The 12,232-nt window shown below is 42.9% G+C and carries 11 protein-coding genes and 1 pseudogene; 5 read left to right on the forward strand and 7 right to left on the reverse strand.

Annotated elements, in window-relative coordinates:
* Positions 1-2: 2 nt before the first annotated feature.
* A complete protein-coding gene (locus B3Q46_RS12405) occupies positions 3-275 on the reverse strand; it encodes a YeaC family protein (RefSeq protein WP_004784238.1) in 273 nt (90 codons plus the stop codon).
* A gap of 2 nt (positions 276-277) precedes the next feature.
* Positions 278-1,216, reverse strand: coding sequence for an NAD(+) kinase (locus B3Q46_RS12410; RefSeq protein WP_004784240.1), 939 nt, complete (start codon positions 1,214-1,216; stop codon positions 278-280).
* A gap of 191 nt (positions 1,217-1,407) precedes the next feature.
* On the opposite strand from B3Q46_RS12410, the gene mrcB reads away from it, so the two are divergent.
* Positions 1,408-3,798 (forward strand): penicillin-binding protein 1B, encoded by a 2,391-nt coding sequence (gene mrcB / locus B3Q46_RS12415; RefSeq protein WP_004784242.1) that lies wholly within the window; start codon positions 1,408-1,410, stop codon positions 3,796-3,798.
* A gap of 14 nt (positions 3,799-3,812) precedes the next feature.
* On the forward strand, positions 3,813-4,361 hold the full coding sequence (locus B3Q46_RS12420) for a hypothetical protein (protein ID WP_004784244.1): 549 nt from the start codon (positions 3,813-3,815) through the stop codon (positions 4,359-4,361).
* A gap of 41 nt (positions 4,362-4,402) precedes the next feature.
* On the opposite strand, the gene B3Q46_RS12425 is transcribed toward B3Q46_RS12420, so the two are convergent.
* Positions 4,403-5,302, reverse strand: a complete 900-nt coding sequence (locus B3Q46_RS12425; protein WP_286716054.1) for an NUDIX domain-containing protein — start codon at positions 5,300-5,302, stop codon at positions 4,403-4,405.
* Between the two features lie 138 nt (positions 5,303-5,440).
* On the opposite strand from B3Q46_RS12425, the gene hemP reads away from it, so the two are divergent.
* The gene (gene hemP, locus B3Q46_RS12430; RefSeq protein WP_004784247.1) at positions 5,441-5,611 is read left to right on the forward strand and encodes a hemin uptake protein HemP; all 171 of its coding nucleotides are present in this window, start codon (positions 5,441-5,443) and stop codon (positions 5,609-5,611) included.
* Between the two features lie 88 nt (positions 5,612-5,699).
* On the opposite strand, the gene B3Q46_RS12435 is transcribed toward hemP, so the two are convergent.
* From B3Q46_RS12435 to B3Q46_RS12450, 4 genes are all read right to left on the reverse strand, one after another.
* On the reverse strand, positions 5,700-7,022 hold the full coding sequence (locus B3Q46_RS12435; RefSeq protein WP_004784249.1) for a sensor histidine kinase: 1,323 nt from the start codon (positions 7,020-7,022) through the stop codon (positions 5,700-5,702).
* Positions 7,019-7,690, reverse strand: a complete 672-nt coding sequence (locus B3Q46_RS12440; RefSeq protein WP_104425906.1) for a response regulator transcription factor — start codon at positions 7,688-7,690, stop codon at positions 7,019-7,021. The genes B3Q46_RS12435 and B3Q46_RS12440 overlap by 4 nt, the downstream gene beginning before the upstream one ends.
* A gap of 136 nt (positions 7,691-7,826) precedes the next feature.
* Positions 7,827-8,192: a NirD/YgiW/YdeI family stress tolerance protein gene (locus B3Q46_RS12445; RefSeq protein WP_004784252.1), complete on the reverse strand. Its 366-nt coding sequence runs from the start codon at positions 8,190-8,192 to the stop codon at positions 7,827-7,829.
* Positions 8,193-8,287: 95 nt separating this feature from the next.
* Positions 8,288-10,045: a GspE/PulE family protein gene (locus B3Q46_RS12450; protein ID WP_004784255.1), complete on the reverse strand. Its 1,758-nt coding sequence runs from the start codon at positions 10,043-10,045 to the stop codon at positions 8,288-8,290.
* Positions 10,046-10,258: 213 nt separating this feature from the next.
* Here B3Q46_RS12450 and B3Q46_RS12455 point away from each other — a divergent pair, with 213 nt between their 5' ends.
* The gene (locus B3Q46_RS12455; RefSeq protein ID WP_286716057.1) at positions 10,259-11,524 is read left to right on the forward strand and encodes an MgtC/SapB family protein; all 1,266 of its coding nucleotides are present in this window, start codon (positions 10,259-10,261) and stop codon (positions 11,522-11,524) included.
* 129 nt (positions 11,525-11,653) lie between these two features.
* Positions 11,654-12,232: pseudogene (locus tag B3Q46_RS12460) on the forward strand (hypothetical protein); the annotation flags it as partial.

Raw genomic sequence — 12,232 nt, forward strand, 5'->3', positions numbered from 1 at the left:
GATTAAACGAAACGGATTGGCTTGAATTCCGGCTCATTTTTGTGATGATCATCATCACACTGTTCACCTTCTTCTTTAGTGCCACGATCGATATAACCACTACGTTCGGTTTCTGGCAGGTTTTTCATTTCCCAGGCATAGACAGCCTGCATACAGGTCTGACGCTGCTCCTGGGTCAGTGCCACACCATTCGGCCACTTGCCAATTTCAATGGCTGTTCTTAAGCGTTCTACAATCTCAGGATTGAGTACGGCAAGCATTTGTTCAATATTCATATTTAATCCTGCTTAAGATAGTCGAAGTCCTGATTCCAGCCCAGTTTGGTTCGACATGCATTATAGAAGTCATAACCTGGCGGATGCAGAAGATTCAGTTTAAAGGGATGCTTACGAATATGGACGCTATCGCCAACATTCAAAGACACACTGTGTTGTCCATCCGCACTCACCATCGGCAGTACGCGATTTTCACGAATCATTAGTTTAATTTCACTATGCCCTCCGACCACAATCGGACGTGAAGACAAGGTATGCGGATGCATCGGCACCAGCACAATTGCATCCATACTTGGATGCACAATCGGTCCACCACCGGACAGTGCATAGGCTGTTGAACCGGTCGGTGTAGATACAATCAGGCCATCACTATGCTGGCGATAGACATATTGTCCATCAATATTCAGCTCGAAATCAATCATGTGTACCGATTTACCTGAGTGCAAGACCACATCATTCAAAGCAATCGCGTCATAGATGATTTCACCTTTAGAGCGAACTTCCATTTCCAATAAGAAACGGCGTTCTGCCTGAAAATCACCTTTTAATACCTGATCCAGTTTGAAGATGACTTCGGTTGGCTTGATATCGGTCAGGAAGCCCAAACGACCACGGTTCACCCCGATCACTGGCGTATTGTATTTTACCAATGCCCGCGCTGCATGTAACAGTGAACCATCCCCACCTACCACAATCACCAGATCAACCACTTCGCCCAACAAGGCGCGGCTAACTGTTTGGGTATTCTGATAAGGAACCAGTTCAGCTGTATCTGCATCAAAAACAGGATGTAGACCTAAATTGAGCAGATGATCGTGGATCAGGCATAAGGTTTCAACCACTGAAGATTTATCCGGGCGTCCAATCAACCCGATATTTCGAAATGTCTTGTGGGAAATTTGCACCAGTGTCGTCGCTCCGCTTCGAATCTTGCTTATCATAACATTAAGCTTAAATAGGATGACAATTTATAACATGACAAAGCTGTGCAGGATTGAATTGAAATAGATTGAAATTAAGGAGAAAATGTGAAGTTTAATTTTAATTTTAATCTCAATAATTGATTAAATATTGCAAAATAATGAAAAGCTTCGCATGATTAGCACAATTTCACAGGGTCTTATCGTCATTTATGAAATCTGAACGAGGTATGGGGTTCATTGCCTTAATCTTCTCCATTCTAGTCATTTCTGCATTTGTAGCATTTAGTATCTATTTGATTAAATTAGATAATATTGTACGTGAAAAATTTGAAGGCCAACGCTGGGATATTCCGGCCAAGGTTTTCGCACGCCCGATGGAAGTGTATGTAAATGCCCCTGTCAGCCAGCAGGATTTCCAACAAGAATTAAAATTACTGGGTTATAAAGGTTCAGACAGCTATACCAAATCGGGCAGCTTTGTCAGCACTGGCAATACCATGTATGTGCATACCCGTGGCTTTGATTTTGGCGATCGCGTTGAACCTGAACAGGTATTGAAAGTCAGCTTTAATGGCGATCAGATTGCTGAAGTAAGTGCGACCAAGCCCTCTTCTAGCGGGATTGCCCGTCTGGAACCTTTATTGATTGGCGGTATTTATCCACAGCATAATGAAGACCGTGTGCTAATTAAGCTCAATAAAGTGCCTAAACCGTTAATTGATGCTTTAATTGCTACTGAAGACCGCAATTTCTACAATCACCATGGCGTATCTCCACGCGGGATTGCACGTGCAGTGGTGAGCAATATTACTGGTGGTAAGCGTCAAGGTGGTTCAACCCTCACCCAGCAGCTGGTCAAGAATTTCTACTTAACACCAGAACGTACCTTAAAGCGTAAGGTAAATGAAGCCTTTATGGCGATGCTGATTGAATTGCATTATGGCAAAGATGAGATTCTGGAAGCCTATTTAAATGAAGTGAATCTGGGCCAGAACGGCAACTATTCTGTAAATGGTTATGGTCTGGCTTCACAATTTTATTTTGGCCTCCCGTTACGTGAACTGAATATTTCTCAACAGGCCTTTTTAGTCGGTCTGGTTCAAGGTCCAAGCCTGTATAACCCATGGCGTAATCCCGAACTTGCGAAAAAACGTCGTGATGTGGTTCTGAATAATATGCTGGTAATGGGTAATCTGACCCAAGATCAGTATGAAACAGAAACTGCCCGTCCGCTGAACGTCATTTCCAAGCCAACTTTGGGCCCTGCCCGCTTCCCGGATTTTCTGGACATTGTTCGCCGTCAATTGCGTACCGAATATCAGGAAACTGATTTAACCAACCAGGGTCTGCGTATTTTCACCACCTTAGATCCATTGGCACAAACCCGAATTCAAGACAGCTTTAAGAAAAGTGTAGCCCGTTTAAGCAAAGCCAATCCAGGCCGTCTAAAAGATTTGCAAGGCGCTGTTCTGGTCGCACACCCTGAGAATGGCGAACTGGTTGCAGCAGTAGGCTCTACTCAGGACTTTACCGGTTTTAACCGTGCTTTAGATGCCAAACGTCAGGTTGGATCTTTACTCAAACCGGTGATTTATCTGACAGCGCTAGAATCAAATCGTTACCACTGGGCCAGTCCAATTGAAGACAGTCAGATCACCATTCAAAGTGATGGCAAACCATGGACTCCGAAAAACTATAGCGGTAGTGTACATGGTGTAGTACCGATGTCTCTTGCCCTATCACAATCCTATAACCTGTCTGCGGTGCGTTTGGCACAGGAATTTGGCCTGTCGACCTTTATTAACCATTTGAAAAAATTTGGTGTGACTTCTGACATACCAAATTATCCATCTATTTATTTAGGTGCGGTAGATATGTCACCGATGGAAGTGATGAATATTTACGGCAACTTCGCAACAGGTGGCTTTAAATATCCGGTGAAATCGATTCGTTCTGTAGTCGATGCGAATGGCCACTCGCTTGAACGTTACAGCTTAAGTGTTCAGCCGACGATTGATCCAGCATCAGCCTATGCTCTGAATTATGGTTTACAACAGGTCATGTCGAGTGGTACTGGTCGTTCTGCTTATAACAGTTTGCCACGTAACCTGAATCTGGCGGGTAAATCGGGTACGACAAACGATACCCGTGATTCATGGTTTGCAGGTTATTCTGGCAACTATATGACAGTGGTCTGGTTAGGTCTGGATGACAACAAAGTCACTGGATTAACCGGTTCTTCAGGTGCCCTTCCGGTCTGGACCAATGTCATGAAACAGCTACGTCAGAAGCCGGTGAATCTGGCTCAGCCTAATGAAATTGAATGGCACTGGCTGGACCGTTATACAGGTAAACTGACTGCCCAAGGCTGTGATGGTGCCATGTATATTCCGATTTCACGCCATGCTCTACCAAATCAGGCGACTGCTTGTGGCATCTCACATTACGCCACCGAGCCTTATACGATTGATTCAGAACCTTCACCAGAAGATGAGGAAGAAGATGATCTCAGTCGTTATATACAAGAAAGTGAAACAGAAATAGAACGCGAAGTTGCTAAACAAACCCGTATTATCGCGAGTGGAAGTTATAGCCAATAATTGAGCCTATGTTTATGTTAAGAAAATTGATTCCTGGTCTGCTCATCCTCGGTCTGGTGGGCTGCCAAAGCATGTCGGAACCAGAACAGCCTGCGGCTCCGTCCAAACCTCCGGTTCAGCAAAAACCGAAGTCCTCTACACCTGATGGTGTAGTGATTACACCCTATGATCGACCAGAGATTAAACGTCAAAAAATTGTGATCCCTGAGCAAAAGCCCCAGTCACAAAAATTTGATGACGGACGTAACTTACCTGCATTTAAAAAATTGATGCAGCAAACTCAGCAGGCTTATAGCAAGCAGCAATATAATCAAGCTGAAACTTCTGCCGTACAGGCTCAGCGTTTGGCGCCTCAAGCTTCAGAAACTTATCTGTATCTTGGCTTGATCGCAAACCGTAAAAACCAGCCGGCCCGTGCAGATGCTTTTGCCCTACGTGGTTTGAGCTATGCGCAGACTAATGCAATGAAAAAGCAGCTCTGGCAGGTACGCCTGAAAGCAGCTCAACTGCAAAAAAACACCAAAGCCATTCAGCAAGCTCAGCAGGCCTTAAAGAAATTTTAAGGCCCTGGCGTGAGCCCAGTTATTTATAATAAGTTTTTGACTTAAACATAACGGATCCCTGCAATCCCATAAGCATGCTGGTTTTGAGCATAGTCTAGATCTTCAGCCTTCATACCACCTAAGGCAAATACAGGAATCTGTACCTGTTTAGCCATCTGTTTAAATTTTTCCCAACCTAAAGCTGCGGTATCAGGATGTGTTTCTGTTGCCAGTACCGGGCTGAGTAAAGCTGCTTCACAGCCTATATTTTCTGCATGTTTTAATGCTTTCAGATCATGACAGGCTGCAAGATAACGATAGCCACCAGCTAACTCCCCTTTTTGTAGTTGCATCAATTGAGACTGTTTCAGGTGAATGGTACGAATGGTTTGCTGCTGCAATTCATTCAGTTGTGACCAAAGTCTCTGATTGATGATCAATCTGGATAACTGATCGACTGGAATCTGCTGTAACTGGCTGATGTATTCAGGGCTGGCCATTACTCGCCAATATAGCATCTGGTCTTTTTCCAGATTATTCAGGTGACTTAAGTCGTCAGAAATTTTGATCTTCCGCGGCCATTGTAGCTTTTGAATCATGGCCTGATTGGCTTTAGGAAAGTTCAGCTCACTGAGTTCATCCCGGCTATAGCAGCGCCAAGGCTGCTTGATCTCAGCTAATTGTTCTGGCTGAACCGAAGCATGGAAAATATGCAGATTGACGATGACATCTTCATATTCATGCGAAATAAAATCAAAGGTATGCCATTGCTCAATATCAATTCCGACTTCTTCAATCACTTCACGTCGACATGCCTCTACAGGCAATTCGCCCTGTTCTACTTTTCCGCCTGGAAACTCATATTTATTGCCCTGATGCTGTTTGGCTTCACGCCAACCGACCAGAACCTGATTTTGATGAAATAAAATAGCGATTGCGACATGAATTGTGGCTTTGGACATAATGTTCTGAACCATTGAAGTTTTACAGATTGTAAGCAAATTAGAGTTTTTTATAAATGAAGCAATTATTCGTTGACAGATCTATTCGATAATGATTATCATTTAAATCAATCCAAAACACACCACGGAGTCGACGGAATGAACGCACCATTTAGCCTATTTACCCGTAATAATGATACTCAGCATGCGCTACCGATGTTGCATTCGAACAATTTATTTGCGCTAGGACGAGAAATCCGGATCATGCATGCGGGTGAAGAATACCGTCTACGTTTGACTCGTAACAATCGTCTCATCCTGACTAAGTAATTTAAATACTCCAAAAATAATAAACGTGGGAACAGGCAGTATGAATCAGCGCATACTGCTTTTTTAATTGCTAGATCCAATAACTATATTATTTAGATTGAAAAATTAATGAAACTTTAAGTCCACCCAAAACTGACGGCGCATAATCAATCTTGGCCGTATGTAACTGCATAATCTTTTGACAAATGGACAGTCCCAAACCTGAACCTTGTGTTCGCGTACCCAAGGCTCGGTAAAAACGCTCACCTAAACGTTGCAATACGTCGGCCTGAATCCCCTCTCCAGAGTTTTCAATCATGAGTTGTGGATTCTGACTTTCAACTATCGTCCTGATTTCGACCTGTCCCTGCACAGGCGTATAACGAATGGCATTATCAACCAGATTGCGGATACAGCTAAAAATCAGCTCTGCATTTGCTTCAATCACTGCATCTTCAAGTTTTAAGTTCCAGTGAATCTCTTTTTCCTGAGCAAAAGGTTGTAAAGCTTGTAAGACCTCATGAACCAATACTTTAAGATTAACCTGTTGTTTGGGCAGCTGCTCTGCATGTTCTGGATCAAGCCGAGCCAATAGCAATAAGTTTTCCAGAATCTGCGTTCCGCGGTTGACGTCATTCTGAATCATCTGTAACGCTTGCCCAAGTTGGGCATCTTCCTGATATTTACGTTTCAGCACCTGTAAACGCATCTGAATGGCAGACAATGGGGAACGCAACTCATGTGAAGCGTCGGCAGTAAAACGTTGCTCGGCAGCCAATGATTTTTCTAAACGGCTCAACATGGCATTCAGCTGACGGACAATCGGTTGCAATTCATTAATCTCAGGATCAGGACTTTGAACCGGAGTGAGATCCTGTGCAGATTTAGAACCGATTTCTCGGGAAATTTTATTTAAAGGTCTTAATTGCCGCTTAATGGCAAAACGTAAAATCAGCCACTGTAATATCCATAGGATAAATAAAATCCCGGCGAAACCTAAAGTCGTTTGCCAAAGCTCATCAAAGCGTACTGAAAGCGGTTGTACCACTTTCACTTTCAAGTCTTGATCTTCAGCAATCAGGATGCGAATAAAATGGCCATTTTCATAATCAAAGTGAAACCCGTTTTTCTGTGCAACTGGTATCTCATTAATCAGTTCATCATCAATTGAAGTGGTCAGTACCTGCTGATTCAGTAGTAAGGCATATTGAATATCAAACTGCTCACTGATTTCATCGACCTGCGTATTTTTGGCCTGGTTCACATCTCCCAGAAGTAACTCTGAAATTTCTTCCATTAGGTCATCATGCAGATCAATCGCCTGATAACTGGAAATTCCCAACAACAGCAGCCACGCCAGAAATCCTGCCAGTATGGAACTGAACATGGCATGTTGAATCAGCCGACTTTGCAGGGAAATAGGTGCCTTCATATGGAGGCCTCGGGTTTATGCATCCGGTAGCCCAAGCCACGAATGGTTTTAATCATCTGACTGCCGATTTTTTTACGTAGCTGATAAATAAAGACTTCAATCGCATTGCTTTCGATTTCATCTCCCCAGGCATAGAGTGATTCTTCCAACTGTTCTCGGGTAATGATATGTTCTGGTTTTTGCATCAGCTTATATAAAATCTGGAATTCTTTTGCAGTCAGATTAATGCTCTGCCCCGCCTTCATTACAGTCTTGGCTTGAGTGTCCAGACTAAGATCCTGCCATTGCAGGATATGATGTGGCATTTGCTGTTTTTGTCTGAGCTGGGCACGCACGCGAGCGGAAAGTTCTTCCAGACTAAAGGGTTTTACCAGATAATCATTGGCCCCTAGATCGAGTCCTGCAACCCGGTCATGAATACTGTCCTTGGCGGTAATAAATATAACGGGCGTATCTTTCTGTTTATTACGCAAGCTTTTAAGAATGTCGTCTCCGGTTGCATTCGGCAGGCCACGGTCCAGCAAAATACAGTCATACTGATGCTGTTCAATCGCCAGAATCGCATGATCCCCACGATCAACCCGATCAATCACATAACCGTCCATTTCCAGCCAGGTTTGAATACTTTCCGCCTGAGATTCATCATCCTCTGCCAAAAGAATACGCATGTTATGCTCCGCTTGTTTTATCTTTCTATCTTGCCTTGAAAAAGTTCCAGACTCAAAAAAACCACATGCTTTTTGGTAACTTGCATGTGGTTTTTTGTTGCTGTCTTCAGATTCAGTTCAGGAAATCATGCTGAAATTAAAACTGAACTTGGTCGACATCAATTTCAACACGTTTCGCAGGTTTATAGTCAATGTCCACTTCACCAATGATTACCATAGGTGTTTTAGCTGATACTGGTTTACCCTGCCAAAGTTCATCATCAATTTCGACAGTAATGGTGCCGGTATTGTCACGGAACTGGTATTTTTCATCACCGACAGCTTTCACCACATAACCTTTCAGCTGAACCTTGCTGTCATCTTTCATGGTCAACGCTTGCTTAACTGTAGTCGTTTTAGCAAATGCAGCCTGATTCACCGCAGTTTCACTACTCGCAACTGCGGCAGTCCCAATTGAACCCATTAATGTAGCTGCTAAAACAGTATTCATCATCATTTTCATTGCAGTTACCTCTTTTTAAAGTCTTGCCCTGTTTCGATAATGCTATTAAAACAGCCGAAGATGAATTGAATCTTAAGATCGCTTCATCTTCAGAATTAATTTAATGGCACAACTCTCAAAACTTCTTCAAGCGTGGTGACCCCTTCCAGAATCTTGCGAGCACCGGCAATCCGTAAAGGTTCTACCCCTTCTTTTTTTGCCTGCTGACGTAATTGATTCAGGTTAGCATCCACTCCGATCAACTGCTTGGTAGTCAGGCTAAGCGGCATAAACTCATAAATTCCGATTCGGCCTTTATAACCGGTATGGCGACACTCTTCACAACCGACTGCTTTAAAAACAAATTCCGGACGTGGTAAAGGATAGTCCACTGCCAGATGTTGCCATTCCTGCTCATCCAGGAAACTCTCCTGCTTGCAGTGCGGACATAGCTTACGTACCAGACGTTGAGCCAAAACGCCCAAGATGGTGGCTGCTGTTAAAAATGGTTGTACGCCCAGATCATGCAAACGGGTCAGACTCGACGGCGCATCATTGGTATGTAAGGTAGAAAGTACTAGGTGACCGGTTAATGCTGCCTGAATCGCCATATTGGCCGTATCTTGGTCACGAATCTCACCGACCATGATTATGTCTGGGTCCTGACGCATCAGCGCACGCACACCATCGGCAAATCCTAGTTCAATTCCGTTATTGACCTGCATCTGGTTAAAGCTCGGCTCGAGCATTTCAATCGGGTCTTCAATGGTACAGACATTGACTTCTTCGGTCGCCAGCTGTTTCAGTGTCGAATACAAGGTCGTAGTTTTACCTGAACCGGTCGGGCCTGTGACCAGAATAATACCGTGACTGTGACTGGTCAGATTATTCCAGTCATTGAGTAAATGTCCTTCGAAACCGAGCTGCTGAAAACTTCTGACTAGAACTTCTGGGTCAAAAATACGCATTACTAGCTTTTCACCCAATGCGGTAGGTAAGGTCGATAAACGCAGTTCAGTTTCCTGCCCTTTCGGAGTCCGGGTTTTTAGACGACCATCCTGTGGTTTACGTTTTTCTGCCACATTCATCCGGCCCAAGATTTTGATTCGGGAAATGACCGCAGTCAAGGTATTGGCTGGCATGTTATAGATGGTATGCAATACCCCATCAATCCGGAAACGGATTTTGCCGGTGTCTTTGCGCGGTTCCATATGGATATCACTGGCACCCTGCTCAAAGGCAAACTGCAGCACCCAGTCTACCAGTTTCACGATATGCTGGTCATTGGCATCCGGATTCTGGGAATCACCCAGTTGCAGCAAGGCTTCTACACCTTTATTTTCCCGCTCATAAGCAGATGATTTTTGCGAGCCACTGACTGCACGACTGACCTGATAATACTCAACAATATAACGCTGGAGCTGTTCCGGATTGAGCAATACCCGTTCAATTTTTTTCGGTGCAATATTCTGTTCGAGATTAGATACCCATTCAGTTTTATAAGGCTGATCTGTGGCAATCAGCACTTTATCTGGTTGAATTTCTACTGCCAGAATACGGTTACGCAATGCATATTCCTGTGACATGACATTGGTCAAGGCCTGCACATCAGCTTTGAGTGGGTCAATGATATAGAACATTAAACCGGTTTTTTCTGCCAGCCACTGACATAAACGGTTGAGTGTCAAAGTACTTTGAGGATGGGACTGATCAACCAGACTAAAGTTCGCGATCCATTGTAAAGGATGCCATTTTATTTGTTCACGTTGACGATGTGTGGTCTGAACTCGCATCCGGTCACGTTCAGTTATTTTTCCGTCTTTTAAAAGCTGATCCAAACACCAGCCTGTATCAATTTCAAAATCAAATTTCATGATTGATGATCCCCAAAACTGCCTCCACTATAACAAGTTTTTCGTGTTTTTCGCATTCCATAGCGACTTCAAAACTAGAAAGCGGATTTATCTTTCATGAATATTAAGCACATCATATTGGTTTGAGTTCATAATCTTTTTTCTGCTTGTCGATGTGTCAATTTTTCGCCTATATTTCAATCAGGATATTTTATTCAATCGCTGAGGCCAGGTATGGATTTAAGCGTGGTTCCCTTAAATGAAAGTAGTTCCTTTCATGAGTTGCTTACTATCCTGACTGCTGCCTTAGGATGTGGTTTGCTAATCGGACTGGAACGTGAACGGCACAAACAGCGTGAAGAACAGGCCAGTTTTGCCGGGCTACGCTCTTTTGCGATCTGTGCTTTATTAGGTGCATTGTGCTTTCTATTCGGAATGACAATGGGCCTAGCTGGTGCACTCATTATTGGCGGCATTGTCATTTTTTCTATCCGGAACCAGATAGAAGATCCGGGAATTACCACTGAATTGGCCTTTATCATGACCTATTTTATTGGGGCGATTTGTCTGTGGAATATTCCTCTGGCTGCAGGACTAGCAGTTCTGATCACGATAATTTTAATGGCCAAACACTCTATGCATAATATTGCCGGACAGTGGATTACTGAGGCTGAATTTAGGGATGGATTACTATTATTAGCCTTAATTCTGATTGGTTTACCACTAACCCCTGACCGGCCTTTATGGGGTGAAGTGCTGAACCCTTATCTGATTTTAAAATTAGTAACTCTCATACTGGTAGTTCAAGCTTTGGCACATATCGCTAAACGTTTCTTTTCGACTAAAAATGCCCTGATATTGTCTTCAATTGCCTCAGGTTTTGTTTCCAGTACAGCCACTATTGCTCAATTAGGCATACAGGTCCGTAAAGGTGAAATAGATACAAAATCCAATGCCGGTGCTGCCCTGATGTCCTGTATTTCGACACTAGTTCTATTATTCATTGTAGTCGGAGGAGTTTCCTGGGACTGGCTAAAAATTCTGCTCTTACCGTCGTTGGTTGCTATGCTTATTCTGGCTGCATGTGCATTTATATTATTACATAAAGCTGAACCTGCTAAAAATCAGGAGTCTCCGGAATCTTCTGACAGTAAAATGTTTAGTCTCAAGGAAGCTGTGATTATCGCTGCCGCATTAACCCTGATTCAGGCTGGAGTTTACGGGCTGGAGGTCTGGCTCGGGGATGCCGGCTTACTGGCCGGGACCTTACTTGCCTCTCTATTCGAGATTCATGCCGCGATGGCCAGTGTTGTCGTTCAAGGCGATCCCTCCAATATGCGTTTGATTTATGCCCTGCTTTTAGGTCTGGGTGCTCATGCCTTGGCCAAGTCAGCCAATGCCGCTTTGACCGGTGGCTGGAAGTTTGTCCTTTATTTTGCGCCTGTGCAGATTTTGCATATGGCGGTGTTAATTGCGATTGTTTGGTGGATGGTCTTTTAATTATTAAAAATTTCTAACTAATTAATTTTTATATTTTTACTCGGTTTTATTTCAATGATTTTATAGCTATAATCGGCTGGCTTTACTTTAAAAAAACAATTGAATTAATATAATTTTTATAGGGTATTTATGAAATTTAAGACTTTATCATTCGCAATTTTTAGTGCATTCATGTTAAGTGCTTGTGGTGGAGGTTCATCTTCTGAATCATCAAATGAAGGCACAGGCACAGGCACAGGCACAGGCACAGGCAGTCTTGAACTTAGCACGCCCTCATTTCAACAATGGACTACATTTTTCATTGATGAATATTCTGATTCAACTTTAGATTATGAAATTGAGCAAAGTACTTTTGATCAAGGAAATTTATACTTTAAAGTTGAAGAAACCACAGGTTGGGATGAAAGCGATACATTCTCTTTAACCGAGAATGGATTATATGATACAGGCAATATCCATACTAAATATGGACAGTTAAATGGAGCAATCAGAACAAATGCTACTACATGGCAACTAGCACCATACTCCTCTATTAATTCAAAAGATCTTCAAACGACCATTAAATTTAAAGAAATTGATATTAGTGGTAAAAATATTGCTCCACTACTTAGTCCTATTAATTATTTAACACTTAAATATAATTTACTTGATACCTATACAATGGGGGAATTAGGTGAAAAATTCTATACTAGGACTTACGCACTATTA

The sequence above is a fragment of the Acinetobacter sp. UBA2581 genome (assembly GCF_002339435.1).
Classification (GTDB): Bacteria; Pseudomonadota; Gammaproteobacteria; order Pseudomonadales; family Moraxellaceae; genus Acinetobacter; species Acinetobacter variabilis.

Coding starts and splice junctions, on each gene's coding strand:
- B3Q46_RS12405 (WP_004784238.1), bottom strand. CDS start 275: ATGAATATTGAACAAATGCTTGCCGTACTCAATCCTGAGATTGTAGAA.
- B3Q46_RS12410 (WP_004784240.1), bottom strand. CDS start 1,216: ATGATAAGCAAGATTCGAAGCGGAGCGACGACACTGGTGCAAATTTCC.
- mrcB (WP_004784242.1), top strand. CDS start 1,408: ATGAAATCTGAACGAGGTATGGGGTTCATTGCCTTAATCTTCTCCATT.
- B3Q46_RS12420 (WP_004784244.1), top strand. CDS start 3,813: ATGTTAAGAAAATTGATTCCTGGTCTGCTCATCCTCGGTCTGGTGGGC.
- B3Q46_RS12425 (WP_286716054.1), bottom strand. CDS start 5,302: ATGTCCAAAGCCACAATTCATGTCGCAATCGCTATTTTATTTCATCAA.
- hemP (WP_004784247.1), top strand. CDS start 5,441: ATGAACGCACCATTTAGCCTATTTACCCGTAATAATGATACTCAGCAT.
- B3Q46_RS12435 (WP_004784249.1), bottom strand. CDS start 7,022: ATGAAGGCACCTATTTCCCTGCAAAGTCGGCTGATTCAACATGCCATG.
- B3Q46_RS12440 (WP_104425906.1), bottom strand. CDS start 7,690: ATGCGTATTCTTTTGGCAGAGGATGATGAATCTCAGGCGGAAAGTATT.
- B3Q46_RS12445 (WP_004784252.1), bottom strand. CDS start 8,192: ATGAAAATGATGATGAATACTGTTTTAGCAGCTACATTAATGGGTTCA.
- B3Q46_RS12450 (WP_004784255.1), bottom strand. CDS start 10,045: ATGAAATTTGATTTTGAAATTGATACAGGCTGGTGTTTGGATCAGCTT.
- B3Q46_RS12455 (WP_286716057.1), top strand. CDS start 10,259: ATGGATTTAAGCGTGGTTCCCTTAAATGAAAGTAGTTCCTTTCATGAG.